The organism is Phenylobacterium sp. (assembly GCF_020253645.1).
Taxonomy (GTDB): Bacteria; Pseudomonadota; Alphaproteobacteria; order Caulobacterales; family Caulobacteraceae; genus Phenylobacterium.
The window spans coordinates 1-22662 of the sequence record NZ_JADCBG010000102.1 but is presented as its reverse complement, the minus strand read 5'-3'; the positions used below and the strand labels follow the sequence as shown (position 1 = coordinate 22662).

The 22662-nt window shown below is 72.8% G+C and carries 29 protein-coding genes and 1 tRNA gene; 22 read left to right on the top strand and 8 right to left on the bottom strand.

The features are described from left to right. Positions 1 to 175: 175 nt before the first annotated feature. Positions 176 to 1765: an ABC-F family ATP-binding cassette domain-containing protein gene (locus INE98_RS07160; RefSeq protein WP_293537745.1), complete on the bottom strand. Its 1590-nt coding sequence runs from the start codon at positions 1763 to 1765 to the stop codon at positions 176 to 178. A gap of 387 nt (positions 1766 to 2152) precedes the next feature. On the opposite strand from INE98_RS07160, the gene INE98_RS07155 reads away from it, so the two are divergent. After that, positions 2153 to 3154 carry a nitronate monooxygenase family protein gene (locus INE98_RS07155; protein ID WP_293537744.1) on the top strand — a complete coding sequence of 334 codons (1002 nt, stop codon included), beginning with the start codon at positions 2153 to 2155 and terminating at the stop codon, positions 3152 to 3154. 89 nt (positions 3155 to 3243) lie between these two features. Here INE98_RS07155 and INE98_RS07150 read toward each other — a convergent pair whose 3' ends face one another. Together INE98_RS07150 and INE98_RS07145 are read right to left on the bottom strand one after the other, a co-directional pair. Then, entirely contained in the window at positions 3244 to 3660 is a 417-nt protein-coding gene (locus INE98_RS07150; RefSeq protein WP_293537742.1) for a hypothetical protein, read from the bottom strand. Positions 3661 to 3716: 56 nt separating this feature from the next. After that, positions 3717 to 4367, bottom strand: coding sequence for a S24 family peptidase (locus INE98_RS07145; RefSeq protein WP_293537741.1), 651 nt, complete (start codon positions 4365 to 4367; stop codon positions 3717 to 3719). An 83-nt stretch (positions 4368 to 4450) separates the two neighbouring features. Between INE98_RS07145 and INE98_RS07140 the strand changes: the two genes are divergently transcribed. The 6 genes from INE98_RS07140 to INE98_RS07115 all read left to right on the top strand — a co-directional run bounded on the left by INE98_RS07140 (position 4451) and on the right by INE98_RS07115 (position 9402). Continuing rightward, positions 4451 to 4771, top strand: coding sequence for a hypothetical protein (locus INE98_RS07140; protein WP_293537739.1), 321 nt, complete (start codon positions 4451 to 4453; stop codon positions 4769 to 4771). After that, positions 4768 to 4974 carry a hypothetical protein gene (locus tag INE98_RS07135; protein WP_293537738.1) on the top strand — a complete coding sequence of 69 codons (207 nt, stop codon included), beginning with the start codon at positions 4768 to 4770 and terminating at the stop codon, positions 4972 to 4974. The genes INE98_RS07140 and INE98_RS07135 overlap by 4 nt, the downstream gene beginning before the upstream one ends. Then, the gene (locus INE98_RS07130) at positions 4971 to 5402 is read left to right on the top strand and encodes a hypothetical protein (protein WP_293537736.1); all 432 of its coding nucleotides are present in this window, start codon (positions 4971 to 4973) and stop codon (positions 5400 to 5402) included. The genes INE98_RS07135 and INE98_RS07130 overlap by 4 nt, the downstream gene beginning before the upstream one ends. A gap of 382 nt (positions 5403 to 5784) precedes the next feature. Next, positions 5785 to 6378, top strand: a complete 594-nt coding sequence (locus INE98_RS07125) for a hypothetical protein (protein ID WP_293537735.1) — start codon at positions 5785 to 5787, stop codon at positions 6376 to 6378. Beyond that, positions 6378 to 7697, top strand: coding sequence for a hypothetical protein (locus INE98_RS07120; RefSeq protein ID WP_293537733.1), 1320 nt, complete (start codon positions 6378 to 6380; stop codon positions 7695 to 7697). The genes INE98_RS07125 and INE98_RS07120 overlap by 1 nt, the downstream gene beginning before the upstream one ends. Before the next feature lie 10 nt (positions 7698 to 7707). Beyond that, positions 7708 to 9402, top strand: coding sequence for a portal protein (locus tag INE98_RS07115; protein ID WP_293537731.1), 1695 nt, complete (start codon positions 7708 to 7710; stop codon positions 9400 to 9402). A 5-nt stretch (positions 9403 to 9407) separates the two neighbouring features. Here INE98_RS07115 and INE98_RS07110 read toward each other — a convergent pair whose 3' ends face one another. Both INE98_RS07110 and INE98_RS07105 read right to left on the bottom strand, forming a co-directional pair. Continuing rightward, positions 9408 to 9698, bottom strand: a complete 291-nt coding sequence (locus INE98_RS07110; protein ID WP_110449642.1) for a helix-turn-helix domain-containing protein — start codon at positions 9696 to 9698, stop codon at positions 9408 to 9410. A gap of 220 nt (positions 9699 to 9918) precedes the next feature. Then, positions 9919 to 10287, bottom strand: a complete 369-nt coding sequence (locus INE98_RS07105; RefSeq protein WP_293537729.1) for an endonuclease domain-containing protein — start codon at positions 10285 to 10287, stop codon at positions 9919 to 9921. Between the two features lie 186 nt (positions 10288 to 10473). Between INE98_RS07105 and INE98_RS07100 the strand changes: the two genes are divergently transcribed. The 7 genes from INE98_RS07100 (at position 10474) to INE98_RS14540 (ending at position 15824) form a co-directional block, all read left to right on the top strand. Next, on the top strand, positions 10474 to 11307 hold the full coding sequence (locus INE98_RS07100) for a hypothetical protein (protein WP_293537727.1): 834 nt from the start codon (positions 10474 to 10476) through the stop codon (positions 11305 to 11307). Between the two features lie 477 nt (positions 11308 to 11784). Then, positions 11785 to 12999 carry a P22 phage major capsid protein family protein gene (locus tag INE98_RS07095; RefSeq protein WP_367120172.1) on the top strand — a complete coding sequence of 405 codons (1215 nt, stop codon included), beginning with the start codon at positions 11785 to 11787 and terminating at the stop codon, positions 12997 to 12999. 83 nt (positions 13000 to 13082) lie between these two features. After that, a complete protein-coding gene (locus tag INE98_RS07090; protein ID WP_293537726.1) occupies positions 13083 to 13643 on the top strand; it encodes a hypothetical protein in 561 nt (186 codons plus the stop codon). Beyond that, on the top strand, positions 13640 to 13885 hold the full coding sequence (locus INE98_RS07085) for a hypothetical protein (RefSeq protein ID WP_293537724.1): 246 nt from the start codon (positions 13640 to 13642) through the stop codon (positions 13883 to 13885). Before INE98_RS07090 ends, INE98_RS07085 begins: the two co-directional genes overlap by 4 nt. Further along, complete coding sequence (locus tag INE98_RS07080; protein ID WP_293537723.1) at positions 13886 to 14488, top strand: hypothetical protein; 603 nt, start codon at positions 13886 to 13888, stop codon at positions 14486 to 14488. Between the two features lie 26 nt (positions 14489 to 14514). Then, entirely contained in the window at positions 14515 to 14928 is a 414-nt protein-coding gene (locus INE98_RS07075) for a hypothetical protein (protein WP_293537722.1), read from the top strand. Further along, positions 14928 to 15824 carry a glycine-rich domain-containing protein gene (locus INE98_RS14540; protein WP_367120171.1) on the top strand — a complete coding sequence of 299 codons (897 nt, stop codon included), beginning with the start codon at positions 14928 to 14930 and terminating at the stop codon, positions 15822 to 15824. The genes INE98_RS07075 and INE98_RS14540 overlap by 1 nt, the downstream gene beginning before the upstream one ends. Here the strand turns inward: INE98_RS14540 and INE98_RS07065 are convergent. Continuing rightward, positions 15821 to 16483, bottom strand: a complete 663-nt coding sequence (locus tag INE98_RS07065; protein ID WP_293537720.1) for a class I SAM-dependent methyltransferase — start codon at positions 16481 to 16483, stop codon at positions 15821 to 15823. The genes INE98_RS14540 and INE98_RS07065 overlap by 4 nt on opposite strands. 98 nt (positions 16484 to 16581) lie before the next feature. Between INE98_RS07065 and INE98_RS07060 the strand changes: the two genes are divergently transcribed. Genes INE98_RS07060 through INE98_RS07030 form a run of 7 tightly spaced genes read left to right on the top strand, consistent with a single transcriptional unit; the run spans position 16582 to position 20779 of the window. Beyond that, the gene (locus INE98_RS07060; protein ID WP_293537719.1) at positions 16582 to 18090 is read left to right on the top strand and encodes a hypothetical protein; all 1509 of its coding nucleotides are present in this window, start codon (positions 16582 to 16584) and stop codon (positions 18088 to 18090) included. Then, on the top strand, positions 18087 to 18446 hold the full coding sequence (locus INE98_RS07055; protein WP_293537718.1) for a hypothetical protein: 360 nt from the start codon (positions 18087 to 18089) through the stop codon (positions 18444 to 18446). Before INE98_RS07060 ends, INE98_RS07055 begins: the two co-directional genes overlap by 4 nt. Then, a complete protein-coding gene (locus tag INE98_RS07050) occupies positions 18446 to 19579 on the top strand; it encodes a hypothetical protein (protein WP_293537716.1) in 1134 nt (377 codons plus the stop codon). The genes INE98_RS07055 and INE98_RS07050 overlap by 1 nt, the downstream gene beginning before the upstream one ends. A gap of 1 nt (position 19580) precedes the next feature. Next, positions 19581 to 19925 (top strand): hypothetical protein, encoded by a 345-nt coding sequence (locus INE98_RS07045; protein ID WP_293537714.1) that lies wholly within the window; start codon positions 19581 to 19583, stop codon positions 19923 to 19925. Next, complete coding sequence (locus INE98_RS07040) at positions 19922 to 20191, top strand: hypothetical protein (protein WP_293537712.1); 270 nt, start codon at positions 19922 to 19924, stop codon at positions 20189 to 20191. The genes INE98_RS07045 and INE98_RS07040 overlap by 4 nt, the downstream gene beginning before the upstream one ends. After that, a complete protein-coding gene (locus INE98_RS07035) occupies positions 20188 to 20646 on the top strand; it encodes a hypothetical protein (protein ID WP_293537710.1) in 459 nt (152 codons plus the stop codon). Before INE98_RS07040 ends, INE98_RS07035 begins: the two co-directional genes overlap by 4 nt. A gap of 10 nt (positions 20647 to 20656) precedes the next feature. After that, positions 20657 to 20779 carry a hypothetical protein gene (locus INE98_RS07030; protein ID WP_293520340.1) on the top strand — a complete coding sequence of 41 codons (123 nt, stop codon included), beginning with the start codon at positions 20657 to 20659 and terminating at the stop codon, positions 20777 to 20779. Here INE98_RS07030 and INE98_RS07025 read toward each other — a convergent pair. Continuing rightward, a complete protein-coding gene (locus INE98_RS07025) occupies positions 20751 to 21296 on the bottom strand; it encodes a DUF2239 family protein (RefSeq protein WP_293537709.1) in 546 nt (181 codons plus the stop codon). The two genes, INE98_RS07030 and INE98_RS07025, sit on opposite strands and share 29 nt — an antisense overlap. A gap of 346 nt (positions 21297 to 21642) precedes the next feature. Then, positions 21643 to 21717 (bottom strand) — tRNA-Thr (locus INE98_RS07020). Positions 21718 to 22018: 301 nt separating this feature from the next. On the opposite strand from INE98_RS07020, the gene INE98_RS07015 reads away from it, so the two are divergent. Then, on the top strand, positions 22019 to 22456 hold the full coding sequence (locus INE98_RS07015; RefSeq protein ID WP_293537707.1) for a DUF2948 family protein: 438 nt from the start codon (positions 22019 to 22021) through the stop codon (positions 22454 to 22456). Positions 22457 to 22662 lie beyond the last annotated feature (206 nt).

Below are 22662 nucleotides of genomic sequence, written 5' to 3'. Positions count from 1 at the left end.
GGTGGCGACCCTGCTCAGTCCCAGCCCAAAAGGCTCGGGGGATCTCGGCCCCTCCACCGACTGTCCGCCTGGCGTTGGAGCGCCAGGCGGACGTCCCGGAAGACAGACCCAATCTAGCGCTTCTGAAACAAACAAGGGGGTCAAGGGCGGCTCGGGATCCCCCCGCCGTCCCGCATCACTTCCCCGACAGCTCCAGACGCCGGGTCAGGTTCAGGGCGTCCAGGAAGTCGGCGTCGTGGCTGGCCACCAGGAGGGCGCCGTCGTAGCCGCGCAGGGCCGCCTCCAGGGCCTCCACGGAATCGAGGTCGAGGTGGTTGGTGGGCTCGTCCAGCACCAGCAGGGCGGGGGGATCATCGCCCAGTAGCCGGCAGGCGAGGGCGGCCCGCAGCGTCTCCCCGCCGCTGAGGGCGCCGGGCGGCTTGTCGGCGGCGGTGTTGCGGAACAGGAAGGTGGCCAGGGCGGCGCGGGCCCGGTTCTCGCTGGCCAGGGGGTTCATCCGGCGGAAGGCGTCCACCAGGGAGGCGGATCCGGCCGGCAGGCTGGCCTCCTGGTCCAGGCGCGCCGCGGCGACGGACAGGCGCACCTGCCCCGCCGTGGGCGCCAGCTCGCCGCAGGCCAGGCGCAGGAGGGTGGACTTGCCCGCTCCGTTGGGGCCGGTCAGGCCGATCCGTTCCGGCCCCGTGACGACAAGGTCGACGCCGGACAGCACGGCGGGACCGCCGGGCCAGGCGAAGCCCGCCCCCTGCATCTCCAGCACCCGGCGGCCTGCGGGCAGGCCCGACGGCGGCAGGTCGAAGGCCAGGAGGTTCAGCCGCTCGACCCGCGCGTCGGCTTCGGCGGCGGCGGCCTCCGCCCGCTCCATCAGGGCCTCGCCGGTCCGGCTGCGGCGCGAGGCGCTGTTCTCGGCCCAGTTGCGGACAGCGTTCATCATGATCTTCGGCTCGCCCCGCCGGCGGGCCTCCTTGCCCGGACGGGCCCGCCGCGCCGCCTTCTCCGCCTCCTGCCGGGCCTGGCGCTCCGCTTGGCGCAGGTCGCGCCGCGCGGCCTCAAGGTCCCCGACCGCCGCCTCCGCCTCGGCGGCCCTGAGGGCGCGGAAGGCGTCGTAGTCCCCGCTGAACAGGCGGGGGGACAGTCCCGAGAGTTCAAGGAACCGGTCGGCGAGACGCAGCAGGGACCGGTCGTGGCTGACCAGCACCACGCAGCCCCGGTGCGCCGCCAGGGCCGCCGAGACCTGGGCCCGGCCGGCGGCGTCGAGGTGATTGGTGGGCTCGTCCAGCAGGAGGATGTCGGTCTCCAGGGCCAGCAGGCCGGCCAGCCGCGCCCGGGTGCGCTCGCCGCCGGACAGGCTGGCGGCAGGGTGCTCCGACGGCAGGCCCGCAAGGTCCATGCCGTCGAGAGCCAGGGCCATCCGCGCCGGAAGGGCCCAGTCGGCGAGGTCGAGGTCATCGCCGAGGGCAATGCCGGCCTCGATCCGCGCCAGCCGCGCCAGCCCCTCGCTCACCCCCATCAGGTGGCCTACCGACAGGCCGGCGCCGTCTCCCGTCTCCTGGGACAAGAGGCCCACACGGCCGGTGACCGAGACTGAGCCCGAGGTCGGCCGCAGCTCGCCGGCGAGGATGGAAAGAAGGCTCGACTTGCCCGTCCCGTTGCGTCCGGTCACGGCGATCCTACCGGGTCCTGCGGACAGGCTCAGGTCCTCGAACAGCCGTCGCCCGTCAGGCGCGGTGTAGCTGAGGGCGTCGAGGGTGAAGGTGGGAAGCGGCATGGAAGGCCCCGGTCAGGAGAGGGTCGCAGGCGAAGGCGGCTTTCCTGGGGTTTTCCATGGCGGGTCTCCGGAGTTGGACCGGACTGAGGGTGCGCCTGCGGGCGGGGAGGGTCAACCCGCCTTGGCCTGGCGCCATGGCTCCCCCAGGGGGGCTTTCGGAGACGCCGGCTAACGGGTTCAACTGCGACTCAGGAGACCCCCTCCGTCCCGCTTCGCGGTCCACCTCCCCCTGGGGGGAGGAATTACAGCGCCAATTGCTCCCCCTTTCCCCCGCCGGCGGGAGGGTTAGAATGGGCCCCGGCCGGTCGCCGGCGACCCCGGGGCTTTTCCGCTCCGGGGTTTTATCGTACACTGTAAACATTCAGGTCTCAGAACAGGAATTCGCCCGTGGCCCTGCCTCCCATTCTTTCCCAGCGCCTGCGCCTGCCCGTCATCGCCTCGCCGCTGTTCATCATTTCCGGTCCCGACCTGGTCATCGCCCAGTGCAAGGCGGGCATTGTCGGCTCCTTCCCCTCGCTGAACGCCCGGCCGATCAGCCAGCTGGACGAGTGGCTGGCCCGGATCACCGAGGAGCTGGCTGACTGGGACCGCAAGAATCCCGACCGGCCCTCCGCCCCCTTCGCCGTGAACCAGATCGTCCACAAGACGAACAACCGGCTCGATGAGGATGTGGCCCTCTGCAAGAAGTACAAGGTTCCCCTGGTCATCACCTCGCTGGGCGCCAACCCGGAGATGAACGCCGAAATCCACTCCTGGGGCGGGGTGATCCTGCACGACGTGATCAACGACAAGTTCGCCCGCAAGGCGATCGAGAAGGGCGCCGACGGCCTGATCCCCGTGGCGGCGGGCGCAGGCGGCCATGCGGGCGGCCTGTCGCCCTTCGCTCTGATGCAGGAGCTGCGCCAGTGGTTCGACGGGCCCATCGCCCTGTCGGGCTCCATCGCCTGCGGGCGCTCCATCCTAGCCGCCCAGGCCATGGGCGCGGACCTGGCCTATGTGGGCTCGGCCTTCATCGCCACGAAGGAGGCCAACGCCGTCCAGGGCTACAAGGACATGATCGTCGAGAGCTCGGGCGAGGACATCGTCTACTCGAACCTCTTCACCGGCGTGCACGGCAACTATCTGCGGCCCTCCATCGAGCGGGCGGGCCTGGACCCGAACAACCTGCCCGAGGCCGACCCCTCGAAGATGAACTTCGGCTCGGGCGGCAACACCGAAGCCAAGGCCTGGAAGGACATCTGGGGCTGCGGCCAGGGCATTGGCGTGCTCAAGGACATCCCGTCCGCCGGCGAGTTCGTCGACCGGCTGGCGGCGGAGTACGAGGCGGCCAAGGCCGAACTGGCCGCCAAGACGGCCCTGACCTCGGGGCGGCGTCTGGAGACGGTCTGAGCCGCCGGACTGATTTGTGAACGGGGGGGCGGGGCGCAGGCTCCGCCCCCTTTTTCATGCCCGCGCCCGGCGCCGGGCCCGACTTCAGGTCACTCCTGGGCGCCGTCGAGGGCGTCCAGGACCCTTCGGGCTGAGGCCGCGATCCGCGACAGGCGACGGGCGGCGAGGGCGAGGTCCTGGACGGCGCGCCGGGCTCGGCGCGTGTTCAGGTCCCCCGCCGCCGCCGGAAGGCCGGAGACGAGGGCGACAGCTTCACCGGACAGGCTTTCCAGCCGTCCCGCCGGACTGCGCCGCCTGGCCCGGCGGCTGGCGAGGCGTCGGCGGGCGGCGGCGAGGATCTGGCGCTCGCTGCGCGGCGGGATGCGGCGCGGGTCAAAGCCCGAGAGGCAGGCGCCCTGGCGCCGGGCCATGGCCTCGGACCAGGCCTGTTCGAAGGCGGCGTCGATCCGGCGTTCGATGGCCAGGCAATCGCCCAGCTCGCCGGGCGGGTCAGGAGAAAGGGTCATGGCGGGACTGTATCAAAAATACAGTCATACGCCAGTTTCGGCGGGGATTTTCCGGCCTAGCCGCCCTGGATCAGGATGCGCCGCGCCTGCCAGGGCGGGACGATGGCGGTGATGTGGGCGGCCCAGCGCAGCCGCGCGTCCCGGCGCGTGGGGCCGGCGACGCTCTCCAGGTCGTATCGCCCGGGTGAGGCGCCGCGCAGCAGCCGCTTGACCAGGACCTCGCCGGTATCGAGTTCGACCACGACGACCTGGCCCAGCATGTCGGGGCTGGGCGGGGTGCGCTGGTCCTCGAAATAGATGAGGGCGCCGTCGTCTGCGAGGCCGCGCATGGAGTGGCCGGTCACGCGCAGGGCCACGGCGCGCTCCGTTCCACCGGGGGGAAGGGGGGCGAACTCCGGCGGGGCCTGACCGCCGGCGAGCAGGACCTCGCCGCCTGGATCGGCGCCGACGCGCCCGATGACCGCCGCCTGAGGCGAAGACCCGGCCCCGCCGCCGGACGGGGGGCTCTGGGCGTCGTAGAGCCATTCCGGCCGGACGCCGAAGGCGGCGGCGTACTCGCGGGCGCGCCGCCAGGAATAGGGGGCGTTGCCGTTCTCGTTGGAGGCGTAGGTGTTGCGGTTCCAGCCATGCGTCTCGGCCGCCGCGGCGGCGGTCTCGAAGCCCGCGGCGAGGCGGGCCTGGCGCAGGCGGGCGGCGCGGTCGTCCATGCCGGGACCCTAGCGATCCCCATGTGTATGTAAACTACAAAAATTGTTTGCGTGTTCACTGTATGTTCCATACGTTTTCCGCCATGAACCAGACCCGAACCCCCCGGCCCGGCGATATCCACGATTACGCCGCCCTACGTCAGAGCGGGACGCACCCTGAACGCGCCCGCGTCGAACTCGACCTCCGCCCCGGCCAGGCCCGACGGCTGGAGCGGGTCTTCCGGGCCCGGTCCCTCAGGGGCGAGGGGGACCGGCAGCTGCCCAAGTTCGCCCACCACGACCGGCATGTCCGCGCCGTGATGGCCCAAGGGGGCTTCTGGGCCCTCTCCGAGCGCCGGATTGGCCGGGACGGGGTGGCTGTCTGCCTGCCTCTGAGGCCGCCCGGCGCAGGGGCGCGCCGGTGAGCGCGACGGACCCCACGCGCCCCGCCCAGGAGGTGGTCGCCGCCGCCCTGCGCGAACGCAGCCCGGCCTGCAGGGGCCTGTTCCTGCGCCAGCTCATGGCCCACGCCCTGGCCGGCCTGACCCTGCTGGAGGGCGCGGACGCGGCGAGCGAGGCCGCCTACCGGCTGGCCGATGCGGCCGCCTGTTCCAGGAGGAAGACATGAACGCCCGCAAAGCGCCTGAGCGAGCCGCCCCGGTCCGCCGGCAGACCGGCCTTGAGTCCCTGCAGAGGCGGGGCCGGATCAGCCGCAGCCAGAGGGCGGCCGGCGAGGCCTATGGCGCGGTCTGGCGGCGATCGCGGACGGCGGGATCGATCCCGTCCTCCCTCGCCCGGGCCGCAGAACCCCTGTCGGGCGCCCGCCTCGCTCCTGATCCGGGCCTGGCCCTCACGGCGGCGGAGGCCCGTTTGCGGGCGCGCCATCATCTGGCCGCCCTGCGCCGGCGGCTGAAGGATCATCCGACCCTGGTGGCCGCCTGCGACCGGATCTGTGGCCAGGAGCTGACGCCCCGGGAGGCGGCGGGCGGCGACCGGGAGGCCGGCCGGCTGGAGGCCGTGCTGGCCATCGCCCTGGACCTGCTGCTGCGGGATTGAGGGGCGGAGCGGAAACCCCCTCCGTCCCGCTTCGCGGTCCACCTCCCCCTCAAGAGGTGGAGGAATTGGAGCGGTGAATTGCTCCTCTGCGGGGGAGCTGTCGGCGAAGCCGACTGAGGGGGCGCTGCGGCCTCTCGGAAGACGCCCTCCGTCCTGCTGCGCGGTCCACCTCCCCCTCAAGAGGTGGAGGAATTGGAGCGGTGAAGCCGATTGAGGGGCTTGCTGACGCCTTCCCGTCCCGCCGAGCGGGCCAGGCGCCTCTTGAGGGAGGAATTGGAGGGCGGAATTTTTTGGCGCCTCGCGACCCCTGGGGTAGGATGCAGGTCTGATCCGGGGCTGCGCCTGCGGTCCGGGAACCTGACCCTCCGGGACATTCATCACCATGACCACGACGGCGACCGACGCCGGCGCGCCGGGAGGCTATTCCCGCGCGCTCGGCCTGGAAATCTGTGACCGCACGGCGGCGGGCGGCGCGCCCCGGACCCTGAGGCGCTCGCCCCTGAATGTGCTCCAGCGCGACCTGCGGGCCTGGCTGGACGGCGATCCCGAGTTCGCCGCCCTGTTCGGCCTGGCCTGCGCCGCAGGGGTGACGCCCCAGCGCTACAGCCTGTCCCGGGCCGCCGAATTCTGCCGGCGGGTGGCGGACGGGGCCATGGTCAGCGAGGCCTGCGGTCAGGCGGGCATGCCCTCGCTGGCGACGGTGCAGTGGTGGACGCAGAGACGGCCCGAGTTCGCGGCCATGCTGGCGGCGGCCCTGGACGCCCAGTCGCGCCGGCTGGCCGACGAGGTGACGGCCATCGCCGACGCGGCGAGCCCGGAGACCCTGCAGATCTCGCGCATGCGCATCGCCGCCCGCCAGTGGCTGGCCGCGCGCCTGTCCAAGGAGATCGCGGCGGCGCCCGGCCGGGCCACGGCGGGGGCCGGCGAGACCGACGGCTGGCCCGCCGGCCTGGTGGTGGAGGCGGCGGAGTTCTGATGAGGATCCCGACGACCTGGACCCCGCGCCCCTACCAGCTGGACCTGTGGCGGTACCTGCAGGGCGGGGGCCTGCGGGCCGACGTGGCCGCCCACCGCCGCTGGGGCAAGGACGAGGTGGCCCTGCACTGGACGGCGAGCCGGATGGTCACCCGGCCCGGGGTCTACTGGCACATGCTGCCCGAGGCCGCCCACGCCCGGAAGGCGATCTGGGAGGCGGTGAACCCGCACACCGGCCGGCGGCGGATCGACGAGGCCTTCCCCAGGGCCCTGCGCGCCTCGACCCGGGGCGGGGACATGCGGATCGAGCTGAAGAACGGGTCGGTCTGGCAGGTGGCGGGCTCGGACAATTACGACCGGCTGGTGGGCGCCTCGCCCCTGGGGGTGGTGTTCTCGGAGTGGGCCCTGGCCAAGCCGGAGGCCTGGACCTACCTGCGGCCGATCCTGGCGGAGAACGGCGGCTGGGCCCTGTTCCTGTGGACGCCCCGGGGCCGCAACCACGCGGTGCGGGCCTTCGAGAGCCGCAGCCGGGACCCGGCCTGGTTCACCCTGAAGTCGCCCGCCACCCACACCGACGTCTTCACCGCCGAGCAGCTGGCACGGGAGGAGGCGGACCTGGTGGCGGAGACCGGTTCGGCGGAGGAGGGGCGGGCCCGGTTCGCCACGGAGTACCTGGTGGCCTTCGACGCCCCGGCGCCTGGCGCCTATTACGGCGCGGTGCTGGCGGAGGCGGAGAAGGCCGGGCGGATCATGGCCGTGCCGCACGATCCGTCCCTGAAGGTCGACACGGCCTGGGACCTGGGCATCGACGACGCCACGGCCATCTGGTTCCTGCAGGAGGCCGGCCGAGAGGTGCGGGTGATCGACTATTTCGAGGCCTCGGGGGAGGGGCTGCAGGCCATTGTCCGCCAGGCCCTGGCCGACCGGCCCTTCGTCTATGGCCGCCACTACCTGCCGCACGACGTGAAGGTGCGCGAGCTGGGGGCGAACGGACGCTCGCGCCTGGAGACCCTGGCGGGGCTGGGGGTGAGCCCCATCGAGGTCACGCCCGCCGCCGCACCGGAGGACCGGATCCACGCCCTGCGGCAGATGATCCCCATGGCGGTGTTCGACGCCGCCCGCTGCGCCACGGGGCTGGACCGGCTGAGGGCCTATCGCAAGCGCTGGAGCGGCGCCCTGCACGCCTGGTCGGGGCCCCTGCACGACGGGGCGAGCCACGCGGCCGACGCCCTGGGGCTCTACGCCCTGAACCGGCGGGGCGGGAGCGCGGTGAAGCGCCCGGCCCGCCGGCGCGAACATCAACTGGACTGGATGGCCTGAGGACATGGACATGGACGACGAGACGAGCCCGGCGGACGAGCGGATCCTGGCGCAGGCGCGGGCGGACTTCGCCCGGGCGCGGGAGGCGGGCCGGGAGGACCGGCAGGCCGCCGCCGAGGACCTGCGCTTCGCCCGGCTGGGCGAGCAGTGGCCCGAGGCCATCCGCCGGGCGCGGGAGCAGGAGGGGCGGCCCTGCCTGACCCTGAACCGGCTCCCGGCCTTCATCCGCCAGGTGGTGAACGAGGCCCGGCAGAACCGGCCGGCCATCACCTGCCATCCGGTGGACTCCGCCGCCGACCCGGCGACGGCGGAGGTGCTGAACGGCCTGATCCGCAATATCGAGCAGTCGTCCGACGCCGACGTGGCCTATGACACGGCCCTGGACTTCGCCGTGACCTGCGGCTTCGGCGTGCTGCGCATCGTCGCGCGGCCGTCGGAGGGCGGGAGCGAGGACCTGGACCTGGCCATCGAGCGGGTGGCCGACCCCTTCAGCGTCTGGGGCGACCCGGACTCCCTGGCGGCGGACTCCTCGGACTGGGACGTGGCCTTCGTGACCCGCCAGATGGACCGGCGGGCCTTCGCCGCCCGCTGGCCGGACGCCGAGGCGGTAGACTTCGAGGACGAGGACCCGGCGGGCGCCGGCGGCCCGCGCCGGGAGGCCGGGGGACAGGTGCGGCTGGTGGAGTTCTGGCGGCGGGAGGCGGTGGAGCGGAGCCTGATCACCCTGACCGACGGCCAGGAGATGGAGGCGGAGGTCTTCGAGGCGCGCCGGCCCTTCCTGGAGGCGGCGGGGCTGGCGCCCGCAGGGCCGCCCCGGACCGCGCCGGGGGTGCGGGTGGTGCAACGGATCCTGTCGGGCGCGGCGGTGCTGGAGACGGTGGACTGGCCGGGCCGGTTCATCCCCCTGGTCCCGGTCTATGGCGAGGAGATCCGGGTCGATGGCCGGCGGCGGCTGAGGGGCCTGGTGCGCGACGCCCGGGACGCCCAGCGCATGTTCAACTACTGGCGGACGACCTCGACGGAGCTGGTGGCCCTGGCGCCCAAGGCGCCCTTCATCGGCCGCAAGGGCGCCTTCGACACCGACCAGGCCAAGTGGGCGAGCGCCAACAGCCAGACCCACGCCTTCATCGAGTATGACGGCCCCGAGCCGCCGCAGCGCCAGCCGTTTGCGGGCGTTCCCGCCGGGGCCCTGCAGGAGGCGCTGAACGCCGCCGACGACCTGAAGTCGATCATGGGCCTGCATGACGCCAGCCTGGGGGCGCGGTCGAACGAGACCTCCGGCAAGGCCATCCTGGCCCGGCAGCGGGAGGGGGATGTCTCGACCTTCCACTATATTGACAACCTGTCGCGGGCGATCCGACACGCCGGGCGGGTGCTGATCGACCTGATCCCGAGGGTGTACTCGACCCAGAGGATGGTGCGGATCCTGGGACCGGACGGGGCGCCGGCCCTGGTGCAGGTGAACGGGGCCGAGGGCGGCGGGGGCCGGGTCTTCGACCTCGGCGTCGGCCGCTATGACCTGACGGTGAGGGCCGGACCCTCCTTCGCCTCGCGCCGGGAGGAGGCGGCCAGCCAGATGATCGAGCTGATCCGGGCCTATCCCCCGGCGGCCCCGCTGATCGGCGACCTGCTGGCCCGGAACCTGGACTGGCCGGGGGCGGACGAGGTGGCGCGGAGGCTGGCGCGGGCGAACGGCGGGGGGTGAGGGCGTCAGCCCAGCAGTTCAGTGACCAGGGCGGGGCGGCGGTCGATCAGGGCCAGGAGGACGCGGGCGGGCCCGGTGGGGCGGCGGCGGCCATGCTCCCAGTTCAGGAGGGTGGCCCGGGGCACGCCGATGCTGCGGGCGAAGGCGCCCTGGGACAGGCCGGTGCGGGCGCGGATCGCCGCAACGTCGACCTCTGCGGGAACCTCGACCTGGCGGACGGCCGCAGGGGTGGTTTCGCCGCGCCGGAAGGCGAGGGCTTCCTCGAGGCCGCGGATCAGGCTGTCAGCTTGGGTCATTGGGGAGTTCGCGCTCGTGTTGCTGAAAGGCGTGAGCGTCGGCATGTGATGCGCCCTTGGTGTATACGTCAATGGCGTATAACCCGCTCTGATCTCGTGACACCTTTGACCCCCTCCGTCCCGCTTCGCGGTCCACCTCCCCCTGAAGAGGGGGAGGAATTACAATGGCTTAATTGCTCCCCCTCCCAGGGGGAGCTCCCCGCGAAGCGGGGTGAGGGGGTCAATCCACCTTGCCGAGCCTCGTCCGCGCCGCCGTGCGGACCATGCCGAGGGCGGCGTCGAGGTCTTCCAGGACGAGGCCGGCGCGGAGCCTCAGGGTCTCGATCCCCTGGCTGGCGAGCCACCGGTCCCGCGCCGCGTCGCGCTCCGGCCGATCCGCCGCGCCGTGGCTGTAGCCGTCCACCTCGATGCAGAGGCGCGCCTGCGCGCAGTAGAAGTCGAGGACGTAGGGGCCGAGCGGGTGCTGTTTGCGGAAGTGAAGACCTTCCTGCCGGCGGGCCTTGAGGGCCTTCCAGAGGAGGCCTTCGGGGAGGGTCAGGGCCTGGCGAAGGCGTCGGGCCAGGATGCGGGTTTCGGGGGCGGCAGCCATGGGGTGGTCCGGGGAGGGCTGGGTTTCGGCAGCTTCCGCGGGGAACAGGGCGAATTTGAGCCGAAGACCCCCTCCGGCCCGCATGCGCGGGCCACCTCCCCCTCGAGAGGGGGAGGAATTAAGATGTTCTTTTTTTGTTCTCGTCGCGCGGTTGTGGCAGGATGTTTCCAGGATGGAGGATTGCGGATGACGGACGAGATCCTGGATGAGGGTGTGGACGAGGTCGTGGACCTGGCCGAGGAGGTGATCGAGGAGACGCCCGAGGCCGAAGCCGCCGAGGTCGAAGACGACCGCTCGGACTGGAGCGAGATCGAGGTGGATGGGGAGGTCTGGCTGGCGCCGCCGGCGCTGAAGTCGGCGTTTCTCCGGCAGGCGGACTATACCCGCAAGACCCAGGAGCTGGCCGAGCACAGGCGGCGGCTGGAGGCCGAGCGGGCGGCGTCGGAGGCGCATGTGGCGGGCCGGGCGCGGCTGCACCTGATGGACGAGCAGGCCCAGGCCCTGGACGGGCTGGACTGGCCGGCCCTGGAGGCGGCGGACCCGGAGCGGGCCCGGGCCCTGCGCGAGCGCCGGCGGGGCCTGGCCGAGACCCGCGAGCGCCTGGCCTTCGACCTGGCGCGGCAGGAACACGAGACCCGGCTGGCGGAGGAGGCCGCGGAGGCCGAGGCGGTGCGGGCGACGGGCCGGGCCCTGGCCGGGCAGATCGAGGGCTGGTCGCCGGCCCTGGCGGCAGAGCTGGCGGAGTACGCCCGGGGCTTTGGCGTGGAGGCCGAGGAGCTGGGCCAGATCAACGACCCGCGCCTGTGGCGGATCCTGCACCGGGCCCACCTGGGCGAGACCCTGGCCCGGCGACTGGCCGAGGCCGATCGGCGGGCGGGACGGCCGAAGGTGCGCCCCGCCGCCGACCCGGGGCGGCCCGGCGGCGGCGTCCCGGGCCTGGACGACCGGATGGAGACGGTCGACTGGATGCGCCGGCGCAACGCCGCCACCCTACGCGAGCATCGCCGCCCAAGACCCTGAACGGGCGAGATATTCCGGCGTCGAGCAGGCCCTTCCTGAAGGGACCTCGCGCCGCCCCCCGGCGCCCCGGCGCGGACCTGGAGACCTCCAGCACCGCCGCCCCGGAGCGCCTGAACGACCTGAACCCTGAACGCAAACCCCCGCCGGGCGCCGCCCGGAAAGGATGAGACATGCCCAACTCGCTTTTGACGGCCGCCACGGTCACCCGTGAGGCCCTCCGCGTCGACTGAGGCGCCTTCGCGGGGCGACCCGCGTCGAAGAACGATGTGAATTCGGTGGACTCCTAAACGCCGCCCGGGCCCGGACACCCCCTCCCGCGGGCCGCAAGGCGCATGGACACACCGAGCCAAGCCCGGCCCCGCGCGACGGGGGCGGGAAGGTGTAACGACTATCCCGCAAGGGAGTAGGGCCAAGCGGCCCGAAGCGCATCGCACCCGCCCTGTCCACCGGGCGGCGCGGGTGATGAGATAGTCTGCTCTGCGGCGGAAACCCGCAGCGGCCCGAAAGGGCGGCCCCGGCCCAGCGACCCGGGGTGAACACACAGGCCTGCACCAGAAACTGAACTTCGTCGGCACCATCTCACGGGAGTACGACGACCGCTTCGCCCGGCAGGGCGCCAAGATCGGCGATACGCTGAAGGTGCGCCTGCCCAACCAGTACGCCGTGCGCAACGGCCCGGCCCTGGCGACGCAGGACACCAACGAGACCAGCGTGGAGCTGAAGGTCCAGACCCAGAAGGGGGTGGACCTGAACTTCACCAGCATCGACCTGACCATGGGGCTGGACGACTTTTCCGACCGGGTCCTGGAGCCGGCCATGAGCGTGCTGGCGGCCTCCATCGAGGCCGACGCCATGCTGATGTACCAGGACGTGTCCAACCAGGTGAACAGCCACGGCCAGCCGGCCACCTTCCAGAGGGTGCTGCAGGGCCGGAAGATCCTGGTGGACAACCTGGCGCCCCTGGGTGGCCGCACGGCCAACCTGAACACCCAGGACAATATGGACCTGGTGGATGCGCTCAAGGGCCTGTTCAACGACTCCGACGCCCTCTCCAAGCAGTACCGCGAGGGCTATATGGGCCGGACCGCCGGGTTCGACTTCATGGAGAACACCCTCTGGCCGGCGCACCTGCGCGGCGGCGGGGCCGGCTATGCGACCAACACCCTGCCGACGGTGCTGCCCGTCTCGCCCAACCCGGTGAACGCCATCACGGTGGCGACAGGGACGGGAAGCCTGGCCAAGGGCGACGTGATCACCATCACCGGGGTGATGCGGGTGCACCCGGAGACCAAGGCCAACACCGGGGTCCCGCAGCAGTTCGTGGTGACCCAGGCCCATCCGGGCGGGGCGGGCGTGGTGCAGATCTCGCCGGCCATCATCACCGCCGGGCCGATGCAGACCGTGACCCTGGCCACCACCAATGCGGCGGCGGGGATCCAGGTGGCGGGCGTGGCCAACACCGCCCACGGCCTGTCGATGCTGTATCACAAGAGCGCCTTCGCCTTTGCGACGGCGGACCTGGTGATGCCCCGGGGCGTCGACTTCGCCGCCCGGCAGGTGTTCGACGGGATCTCGATGCGGATCGTGCGCCAGTACGACATCAACAGCGACAGGTTCCCCTGCCGCCTCGACGTCCTCTACGGCTATCGCACCCTGCGCCCGCAGCTGGCCTGCCGCCTGGCCTGCAACTGAGGCTGACGGCCCTCCCGCCCCCGGACGCGATCCGGGGGCGGCGAGGCGTCCTTCCTTCCAGACCTGACAGAGGAGACCCCCGCATGGGGCTAGCGACCTATGACGACCTGAAGGCCGCCGTGGCCGACTGGCTGGACCGCGAGGACCTGGCCGGGCGCACCGGGGACTTCATCACCCTGGCCGAGGCGCGGCTGAACCGGCTGATGGGCTTTTCGGCCCTGACGGCGCGGGCGGAGCTGGAGGCGGCGCCCGGACAGGCCGAACTGGCCGGGCCGGAGGACCTGCGCGACGTCCTGGCCCTGAGACGCCCGGACGGGACGGCGAGGAGCCATCGCCTGCAGGGCGGCCGAATCCGGCTGGTCCCGCCGCCGGAGGCGCCCGAGCGGCTGGTGCTGGACTACCGCGCCCGGCCGCGGCTCTCGGAGGCCGCCCCGACCAATGCGGTGCTGGCCGAGCACCCGGACCTCTACCTGTTCGGCGCCCTGGCCGAGGCCGCCCCCTTCCTGCGGGACGGGGAGATGCTGGCCGTCTTCGCCGCCCGGCTGGACGCGGCCCTGACCGAGGCGCGGATGCGCGAGGCGCGCCTGAACGCCCCGGCGGCCCGGCGCCCGGACCCGGCCCTGGCGCCGGAGTCGCGGCCATGATCCCCGCCGATCCGGGCCCGGCGGCTCCCGAGGCCCTGCGGCCGCTCCTGTCGGCCATGCTGGACGCCCTGAGGGCCCTGGAGGCGCCGGCCGCCCCCATGCCGGCGGCGACCTGCCGGCGCGCCGACCTGCCCCCCGCCGCGGCCTGGCCCTGGCGGATGATCCTGGTCCGGGACCTGGGGGTCCTGGCCCATTCCGACGGCGTCCGCTGGATCCGTCACGACACCGGAGAGGAGATCTGAATGCCTTCCGCCGCCACGCCGAGCCTGCGCCTGGAGATGCAGGCCGCCGGCGAGAACCTGAACACCTGGGGCGCGCCCAAGCTGAACACGGTGATCGCCCTGATCGACTTCGCCATCGCCGGATGGACCACCCTGGCCCTGACCGGGAACGCCGTGCTGTCCAGCGCCAACTTCGCCCCCGACCAGGCCCGCTCGGCCATGCTGAGGTTCACGGGGGCGGGCGGCTGCACCGTGACCCTGCCCTCGGTGAGCAAGCGCTATGACGTGGTCAACGCCACCGCCGGGACCCTGACCCTGACCACCGGGGCGGGACAGGCGGCGGTGCTGGGCCCGGGGGACGCCGGGCCGGTGCTGTGCGACGGGGTCAATGTGCTGGGCGCGCAGATCGCCGGCCGGACCCTGAAGGCCTATGTCGACGCCCAGGCCTGGGCCGCCCAGGCGGGAAACCTGCCCGGCCAGGAGGGGGCGGCGGGACTGCCCCTGGTGACCGACGGCCAGGTCCCCCGCTGGGCGCCCCTGAGCGCCTCGGCGATCTCCGACTTCGACCGCGCTGCGGCGCAGGCGGCCCTGGGCCTGTCCCTGGCCATGGCCGCCGCCCTCTGATTCCCCCCTCATTCCGGAGATTTTCCATGCCCGTGACCCCCAATTCCATCATCACCCCCCAGACCCCGCGCTCGGCCTCCGGCGTGGCGAGCCTGGCCAACACCGCCTATGGCGACGCCCCGGCGGGGGCGGCCCTGATCTTCGCCGCCGGCCCCAACGGGGCGCGGGTGACGCGGGTGACCGCCGTGACCCGGGCCAGCCTGACGGCCACCGAATGCCAGCTGTTCCGCGACCATGACGGGACGGGGACGGTGAAGCGCTTCTTCGCCAGCCGGCTCATGCCCGCCGTGACCGTCTCGCCCTCCACGGCCCAGGCGGCGGTGGACTTCGGCTATTCCGACGGCGCCCCCCTGCTGCTGGGGGCGGGGGAGAAGCTCTACGGCGCCATCGGCCAGGCCCAGACGGGCGTGGTCTTCTGCGTCGAAGGGGCGGACTACTGATGCGCGGCGCGCCGGGACTGATCCGCCCGCCCGGCCTCATCGCCCCGCCGGGCCTGCAGGGCCTGGCTGGCCCGGGGCGCAGACGCCGGGGCGGCGTGCGCGTGGACTACCTCGTCGTGGGGGGCGGGGGTGGGGGTGGGGGGGACTGGTTCGGTCCATCGGGAGGGGGGGGTGGTGGCGGAGTGATCTTTGCTCAAGACCAGGGTCTTGCTCCGGGCAGGTATCGCATTGCTGTGGGCACTGGCGGTCGCGGGGGTAATGCGGCGCAGTTCGGCCGAGGCGAGGTCGGCGGCCACTCTTCCATCGGTGATATCATTGTCGCGCTCGGCGGTGGTGGCGGCGGGAGTTCCCAAGCGCCACCCGGCGGGGAAGTGGCCTCTGGAGGCGGTGGGTACGCCAACGCATGGAGCCGCAACGAAGTGCAGGGAGGTGGGCCCGCAACTAATGGAAACAAGGGCGGAGATGCGCGTCTTGCCGCCGGTGGCGGAAGCTCCGGCGGTGGTGGAGGCGCGACCCAACCCGGGCAAGATGGACAAGGAACGGTCAGCGGGAATGGCGGTATCGGACGCCAGTGCTCAATCACTGGCGAACTCATCATTTATGGCTCTGGCGGAGGCGGTGGAAACAACCCGTCGACAGGCGGGACCGGTGCCGGACGAGGTGGCGACGGTGCAGGCGATGGTACCATACACGGGCATGGTCGCGACGCAGCGGTTGGCCGCGGCGGCGGCGGCGGTGGCGGAGGTTACGGAGCTATGGGGGGCAGCGGAGGTGACGGAGTCGTTGTCATCAGGGTCAGTTCCCCTGAAGTTAGCTGGACTGGCGCTGAAGCTATTGAAGGTCCAGGCTATCGGACGCTCGTGTTCCGATCTTCTGGTTGGGTGGAAATCGTCTAGTTGCCGATCTTCCGAGCGTACAACTGCCCAATCGGAGCTCCGAAGAATATCGACATCTTCCGTTGAAAAATATTCAGGAAGGCGTCGATCGCTGGTTTCGGCATTTTGAGCACATCTTGGAATCCAGGTTTGTCCATGGTCCAAAGGTAGTCGTCGAAAATCATTACTCCGCCTACCTTGAGGAGCTGGAATGACATGACTGCGTCTGTGAGGACATCGGGTGCTTGATGTGATCCATCGATGTAAATCAGATCAAAGTATCCGTGCTTTCCGGATGCCATGATTTCAGGTAGGCCATAGTTGGAATACTTCTTGATCTTGAATACCGACGCTTCTTTCGGCGATCTGGAACGAGCAACGGAAACATTATGGTCAAATCGACGCTCAACTTCAGACATCTGTGTCTCAATCTGACCGCCTTTCTGATGTTCGATACCTCCTTCCCATGTATCTACGCAATATACCTCGATATCTGATTGAGAGTGTTCAGTGCACATCTCGATGATCCAGCAGGTTGAGCGACCCTCGAATGATCCAATTTCAAGAATCTTGGTCGGTTTGTCCTTGCTGATGATCTGACGCCATACGGGGACATTCTGGCTGAACCAGTCACGGGTAAACTCATACTGAGGGCCGGTGTCCTGTGCCTGCTCGGTCATGTCCGCGCCTCTCTTTGCCATCGCCCTGCCCCCTCGTGGGTCAGGTGTTTCGAATAGCTTGACCCTTCCCACTGCGCAAACCCGCGGGAGCCTTCACCATGCGTTTCACACTCGACCCGCCGCCGGGGCTGGCGGCGGATGACACTTCGTTTGCGGCGGCGGGGCGGTGGGCGGACGGGTCCAACATCCGGTTCTGGCGGGGGCGGCCGCAGGTGATCGGGGGCTGGGAGCGACTGCATCCGGGGCGGCTGGACGGGCCGTGCCGGGGGCTGCTGGCCTGGAGCGACCTGTCGGGCGGGCTGATCCTGGCCTTTGGCGGGCCCCGGCGGCTGGAGATCTGGCGCGGCGGGGAGCTGGCCGATGCGACGCCGCAGGGCCTGGCCCCCGGGGCGGCGGACGGCTCGGGCGGGCGGGGATACGGCACGGGCGCCTGGGGGGCGGGGGCCTGGTCGGAACCCTCGGACGGGGAGCTCGCGCCGCGGACCTGGTCGCTGGCGGCCTGGGGCGAAAGCCTGCTTGCGGCGCCCCGGGACGGAGGGCTCTACCAGTGGTCGCCGGGGCCGGGCGGGCGGGCGCAGCCGGTCTCCGGGGCGCCGGCGCGGATGACCGCCATGCTGGTCTCGGCCACGGACCAGGTCTTCGCCCTGGGATGCCAGGAAGAGGTCTCGGGCCGGTTCAACCCCCTGTGCATCCGCCATGGGGGCGTGCGGCGGCTGGACCAGTGGACGACGGCGCCGGACACCACGTCGCGGGAATACGTGCTGCCCGGCGGCGGGCGGATCGTGGGCGGGCGGACCCTGGGGCCGCACCTGCTGGTCTGGACGACCCACGCCCTGTTCCTGGGGGTGTTCACGGGCAGTCCCGGCCAGCCCTGGCGGTTTGACCGGGTGGGGCAGGCCTGCGGCCTGATCGGACCCAATGCGGCGACGGTGAGCGGGCAGGCGGCCTATTGGCTGGGCCCGGACCTGCAGGCCTGGCGCTACGCCCTGGGCGGGGCGCCGGAGCCGCTGAGCTGCCCCCTGCGGGCGGACCTGGCCGAGAGCCTGGCGGCGGGGCAGGGGGAGAAGGTGTTCGCCTCGACCCTGTCGGCCTTGTCCGCGGTGAGGTTCGACTATCCCGACCGGCGGGACGGGGCGGAGAACAGCCGGTGCCTGGTGCTGTCGCTGGCGGACGGGGCCTGGAGCCGGGGGGCGGCGCCGCGCACGGCCATGATCGACGCCGGGCCGGCCGAGCACCCGGTGGCGACGGCGCCGGACGGCTCGATGTTCTGGTGCGAGCGGGGATCGAGCGCGGACGGGGCGCCCTTCGCCTGGTTCCTGGAGAGCGCCGACCAGGTGCTGGACGAGGACCGCACGGCCCTGGTGCGCGGGGTCTGGCCGGACCTGGCGGGACAGCAGGGGCCGGTGGTGCTGGAGGTCTCGGCCCGGCGCACGCCGCAGGGGCCGGCGCGGCTTGCCCCGGCGGCGGCCCTGGCGCCCGGGCAGGCGCGGGCGGACCTGAGGCTGTCGGGGCGGCTCTTCCGGGTGCGGCTGAGCGGAAACGCCTCGCCCACGGCGGGGCGGATCGGGCGGCTGGTGTTTGACCTGGCGCCGGCGGGCGGCCGGTGAGCGAGGGGGCGGATGCGGACCGCGAGGCCCTGGCCCTGGCGCTGAAGGCCCTGGCGGCGGACGCCGGGCCGGCGGACCTGGCCGGGGCGCTGAGGACGGGCCGGGCGCGGCTGTGGATCGGCGAGGGGGCGGTGCTGGCCACCGAGCTGGCGCAGGAGCCGGAGGGGCCCTGCCTGCACGTCTGGCTGGCGGCGGGGCGGCTTTCGGCGGTGCTGGCCCTGAGGCCGGGGCTTGAGGCCTGGGCGCGGGGGGCGGGCTGCCGGCGGATCACCCTGGACGGGCGCAAGGGCTGGGCCCGGGTGCTGGCGCCCTTTGGCTACAGGCAGGCGGGACACGAGATTGAACGGAGACTGTGATGGGAAAGAAGAAGACCAAGACGAGTTCCACAGAGACGAGCCGGACGGTGACGACGCCGATCCGGCCGGACTGGGTGGACGCCCAGGCTCGGGGGCTGAACGAGGCCCTGACCGACCTGGGCCGGCGGGACCCGGCGGCCTCGGTGGCCCCGGTCTCGGACCTGGAGCGTCGGGCCTCGGAGGGGGCCGCCGGCCTGGGGGTCGGCGCGGGATGGGGCGCGGGCGGGACGGACTGGGCCGGGTGGGGGCGTGCGGCGCCGGCGCCGGCGCCGGCCCTGGCGCCGACTGCGCCCGACCTCTCCGGCGCCCGGCTGGACGGCGCGGGCGAGGTTCCCCGGGCGGCGAGTGTGCTGGACAATCTGTCGGCCTACATGACGCCCTTCCGCGACCAGGTGCTGCAGGCGGCCATGGACGACTATGACGCCGAGGCGGGGCGGCGGCGGGCGGCCCAGGACCTGGATCTGGCCGGCCAGGGGGCCTTTGGCGGCTCCGGCGCGGCCCTGACCCGGTCGCTGACCGAGGGCGAGCTGGCGCGGGGTCGCAACAGCCGCCTGGCGGGCCTGCTGGACCAGATGTTCACGCAAGGGGCCAGCCTCTCGGCGGGCGACGCGGACCGGCGCCAGCAGGCCTCGACCTCGGCGGCCCAGCTGGCCCAGGCGCGGGAGATCGAGCGGGCGCGGCTGGCCCAGGAGGGCGGGCTGGAGACGGCGCGGCTGGCCCAGGCCCGGGACCTTGAGACCGCGCGCCTGTCACAGGCCGCCGAGGCGGCGCGGATGCAGGACGCCCTGGCCCGGGCCCAGCTGGGGCAGGAGGGCGAACTGGCGCGCTCCCGGCTCGGGCTGGACGAGGCGGCCAGCCGGCGGGCGGACGCCGAGGCCCAGGCCCGGATCGGGGCGCAGGTGCGGGCGGTGGAGCAGGCGCGGCTGTCGGCGCCCGAGCAGGCCCTGGCCCGGCGGATCGAGATGTTCTCCGGCCTGCCTCTCGGGCTGTTCCAGGGCAGCGAGACGAACAGCCAGGGCCAGAGGAACGGGACCGAGACGACCAGCGGGGCGACCCTGGGGGAGATCACCGACCTGGTGAAGAGCCTGACCGGCTCGCCCCTGTCGCGGCTGTTCCCGACGGGAGGGCGCTGAAATGGCGGAGACGGGAAGCCTGGGCGAGGCCCAGCTCTTCGCCCTGAGGCAGATCAGCGACAACCTGGCGGCCCAGACCCGGCGGCTGGAGGGGCTGGGCGCGAAGGTGGACGACGTGCGCGAGCGGCTGGCGCGGCTGGAGGCGCAGGAGGCGGGGGTGCTGGTGGAGGCCGTGCGGCGCGAGCTGAAATCGGCCCTGTCGCGGATCGACGCCCTGGAGGCGCAGCGCGACCGGGTGGCCGGGGCGGCGGCCTTCTGGACCTGGCTGGGCCGGCACGCGCCCTGGCTGGCGGCGGCCCTGGCGGCCTTCGGCGCGGGCCTGGTCGCGCGGGAGGGCGGACAATGAGCGAGGGCGTTCGGCCGCCGGTGGAGGTGACCTGGCTGTGGCGGCGGATCTTCACCTACCTGGCCAGCCTGGTGAACGCCGGCCTGCTGGCGGCGGTGATCGCGAAGGTGAAGGACCCGCAGGGGCTGGCCACCCTGGGCCTGGCCCTGGTGGCGGCCAATGTGGTGCTGGCGACCCTCTACCTGGCCGGGGCGACGGTGACCGACTGGGCGCGGATCGCCGGGGCGGCCCGGGGCGGGGCGAAGACCGGGGAGGGCGGGTCGTGATCCTGGCGAGCCCGAACGGCTGGAGGCTGGCGCTCGGCCTGGCGGCGGCGCTGTTCCTCGCCCTGGCGGCGGGGCGGCTCTGGGAGGCGGGGCGACGGGCGGGGGCCGCGCCCCTGCTGGCCGAGGCTGCGGCCCTGCGCGCCGAGGCGTCGCGATCGGCCCTGGAGGCGGAAGGGGCGCGGGGCCAGCTGGCCCGGGCCGAGGCCGCCTCCCGGGCGGCCCTGAGACTGGAAACCGAGACCCGGGCGCGGATCGACGCCCTCAACCGACTGGAGGATGCCGATGCGCCGCTGGATCCTGACCGCCTTCTTGAGCTGCGCCGGGCTGACCGGGGCCTGTGCGACGCGTCCCCCGGCCTCGCCTGCAGCCCTGCCGCAGCTGACGCCTCCGCCGGCGGCGACGGCGCCGTGCGAGGTCTACGTCCTGCCGCCGGACGCGACCCGGGCCGACCTTGACGCGGGCTATGTGCGCCGGGGCGCCCAGATCGCCGCCTGCGATGCGGCCCGGCGACTGGCCCTGGAGACCCTGGAGGCCGAGCACGCCCTGGAGGCTGAGGCCCTCAGGCGGGCGGGGCGGGAACGGCGCTGAAGGCGGGGCCGGCGAGGCGCCGGACGTAGGCGGAGATGTCGGCGGGCCAGGCTTCGGTCTCGCAGGTGAAGGCCGCCCCGTCGCCGGCGTAGAGGGCGCGGACGGCGGCCTCCGCCCCCGGGGCGTCGCCCGCCAGGGCCGAGATGACGGCGCAGGCGGCGTCGGCGGCGCGGCGGCGGGCGGCTTCCGGGCTCTCCGGCGCGCGGGCGGCGGCCTCGACCAGCCGGCGCAGGGTGGCGGAGGCGCCGCCCGGCTGGGCGGAGAGCCAGTCCCAGTGCCGGGGCAGGAGGGTGACCTCCCGCGCCGCGACCCCCAGCCGGGGCCGGCCGCGGGCGGGGGCGGCCCGGGACGGGCGCGGCGGCGCGAGGGGCTGAACGGCGCCGGTGTGGTCGCTGAAGACCAGGGGCTCGACGGAGTCGGCGGCGAGGGCGGCGAAGGCGGCGGAAACGACGGTGTCAAGGTCGCCGGAGGCGATCCGGCGGCCGTGGTGGAAGGCGGTGAACTGGTCCTGGGTCATGGCCCGGCTCTAGGGGCGCCTGGCCTGGGAGTCAATATTACCCGGATAAAAAACAGGAGGGCTGGATCACCCCTTCACCGGTCTACGCCCACAAGGCCCGAATTCCTCCACCTCTTGAGTGGGAGGTGGACCGCGAAGCGGGCCGGAGGGGGTTTGCGGAGGGGCCGTTGCACCCCCTCACCCGGCTTCGCCGGGAGCTCCCCCTGATGGGGAGCAATTAAGAGGGTGGAATTCCTCCCCCTCTTGAGGGGGAGGTGGGCCGGGGAGCGGGTCGTTGAGACAGGCTTCCGGCCCTTGCGCAGGGGGAGTGCCCCGGAAGGGGAAATGTCTTACTGGAGGGGGAGGATGGTGCCGCCGGGCAGGATTGAACTGCCGACCTCAGCCTTACCAAGGATGCGCTCTACCACTGAGCTACGGCGGCGAAAGGAGAGGCGCGGGCTATAGCCAAAGCCGCGCCGGACGGGAAGGGGAAAAACGTGACGGCGGGGGAGGGGCGGCTTGACCGGCGGGGTGGAGGGCGGCATCGGGAGCGGGTGAAGACGCCCGGCTCCCCTGGACCCTCTGAGGCTGAGCGGCGCGAGGCCCGGCGGGCCCGGGCCCTGAGGGACAATCTGCGCCGCCGCAAGGCCCCGCCGGCTCCGGCTCCGGCGGACAGCGCCGATCCCCCTTGCGACTCGCGCCCGCCCGGCTAGAAGCGGGCGTGTAGTCCGGAGTTGCAAGACGTGGCCAAGCCGCCCGCCAAGACCGCACCGCTCAAGCTCCTTGCGGAGGACGCCGAGGACCTCGAGGTGGTGGCCGCCGCCCTGCAGGACGCCGTGCTGAAGATCGGGGACATCGCCTGGGAGACGAAGGCCCGGCGGCTCACCCTGACCGTCAACCGCTATCGTTGGGGCGCCCGGGAACCCGAGCGCGTGCGCAGCGCGGTGCAGATGGGCTCAGTCCTCGGGGTGAAGGCTCGTCGCCTGCGACGGAGCGCCTCCGAGGCGGTGGTCCAGCTCCTCACCCTGGCCTTCGAGCCGGGAGAGGCGCCGGGCGGGCGGCTGGTCTTTCGGTTCGCCGGCGACGCGGACCTGGCCGTCGAGGTGGAGTGCATCGACCTGGTGCTCGCCGACATCTCAGAGCCCTGGGCGGCGAAGTCGGAACCCCGGCACGAGGACTGACGCCCCCGGGTGGTTTTGCCCCGAGTGTGGCGCCAGCCCCATGGCCTCGCCGCCGCGCCGGGTCTAGATAGGCGACATGCGCCGCTTCAACTTCCAGGACCCTGACTTCGACGCCCGGTTCGGTGACTTCGCCGACGCCCGGCGGGACACGCCCGAGACGGTGGACTCCGCCGTGCGCGAGGTGCTGGAGGCGGTGCGGGCCCGGG

Bases quoted from the DNA above. Each gene is read 5' to 3' on its own strand.
- INE98_RS07160 (WP_293537745.1), bottom strand. From the start codon at position 1,765: ATGCCGCTTCCCACCTTCACCCTCGACGCCCTCAGCTACACCGCGCCT.
- INE98_RS07150 (WP_293537742.1), bottom strand. From the start codon at position 3,660: ATGACCCTTTCTCCTGACCCGCCCGGCGAGCTGGGCGATTGCCTGGCC.
- INE98_RS07145 (WP_293537741.1), bottom strand. From the start codon at position 4,367: ATGGACGACCGCGCCGCCCGCCTGCGCCAGGCCCGCCTCGCCGCGGGC.
- INE98_RS07140 (WP_293537739.1), top strand. From the start codon at position 4,451: ATGAACCAGACCCGAACCCCCCGGCCCGGCGATATCCACGATTACGCC.
- INE98_RS07130 (WP_293537736.1), top strand. From the start codon at position 4,971: ATGAACGCCCGCAAAGCGCCTGAGCGAGCCGCCCCGGTCCGCCGGCAG.
- INE98_RS07125 (WP_293537735.1), top strand. From the start codon at position 5,785: ATGACCACGACGGCGACCGACGCCGGCGCGCCGGGAGGCTATTCCCGC.
- INE98_RS07120 (WP_293537733.1), top strand. From the start codon at position 6,378: ATGAGGATCCCGACGACCTGGACCCCGCGCCCCTACCAGCTGGACCTG.
- INE98_RS07115 (WP_293537731.1), top strand. From the start codon at position 7,708: ATGGACGACGAGACGAGCCCGGCGGACGAGCGGATCCTGGCGCAGGCG.
- INE98_RS07110 (WP_110449642.1), bottom strand. From the start codon at position 9,698: ATGACCCAAGCTGACAGCCTGATCCGCGGCCTCGAGGAAGCCCTCGCC.
- INE98_RS07105 (WP_293537729.1), bottom strand. From the start codon at position 10,287: ATGGCTGCCGCCCCCGAAACCCGCATCCTGGCCCGACGCCTTCGCCAG.
- INE98_RS07100 (WP_293537727.1), top strand. From the start codon at position 10,474: ATGACGGACGAGATCCTGGATGAGGGTGTGGACGAGGTCGTGGACCTG.
- INE98_RS07090 (WP_293537726.1), top strand. From the start codon at position 13,083: ATGGGGCTAGCGACCTATGACGACCTGAAGGCCGCCGTGGCCGACTGG.
- INE98_RS07085 (WP_293537724.1), top strand. From the start codon at position 13,640: ATGATCCCCGCCGATCCGGGCCCGGCGGCTCCCGAGGCCCTGCGGCCG.
- INE98_RS07080 (WP_293537723.1), top strand. From the start codon at position 13,886: ATGCCTTCCGCCGCCACGCCGAGCCTGCGCCTGGAGATGCAGGCCGCC.
- INE98_RS07075 (WP_293537722.1), top strand. From the start codon at position 14,515: ATGCCCGTGACCCCCAATTCCATCATCACCCCCCAGACCCCGCGCTCG.
- INE98_RS14540 (WP_367120171.1), top strand. From the start codon at position 14,928: ATGCGCGGCGCGCCGGGACTGATCCGCCCGCCCGGCCTCATCGCCCCG.
- INE98_RS07065 (WP_293537720.1), bottom strand. From the start codon at position 16,483: ATGACCGAGCAGGCACAGGACACCGGCCCTCAGTATGAGTTTACCCGT.
- INE98_RS07060 (WP_293537719.1), top strand. From the start codon at position 16,582: ATGCGTTTCACACTCGACCCGCCGCCGGGGCTGGCGGCGGATGACACT.
- INE98_RS07050 (WP_293537716.1), top strand. From the start codon at position 18,446: ATGGGAAAGAAGAAGACCAAGACGAGTTCCACAGAGACGAGCCGGACG.
- INE98_RS07045 (WP_293537714.1), top strand. From the start codon at position 19,581: ATGGCGGAGACGGGAAGCCTGGGCGAGGCCCAGCTCTTCGCCCTGAGG.
- INE98_RS07040 (WP_293537712.1), top strand. From the start codon at position 19,922: ATGAGCGAGGGCGTTCGGCCGCCGGTGGAGGTGACCTGGCTGTGGCGG.
- INE98_RS07025 (WP_293537709.1), bottom strand. From the start codon at position 21,296: ATGACCCAGGACCAGTTCACCGCCTTCCACCACGGCCGCCGGATCGCC.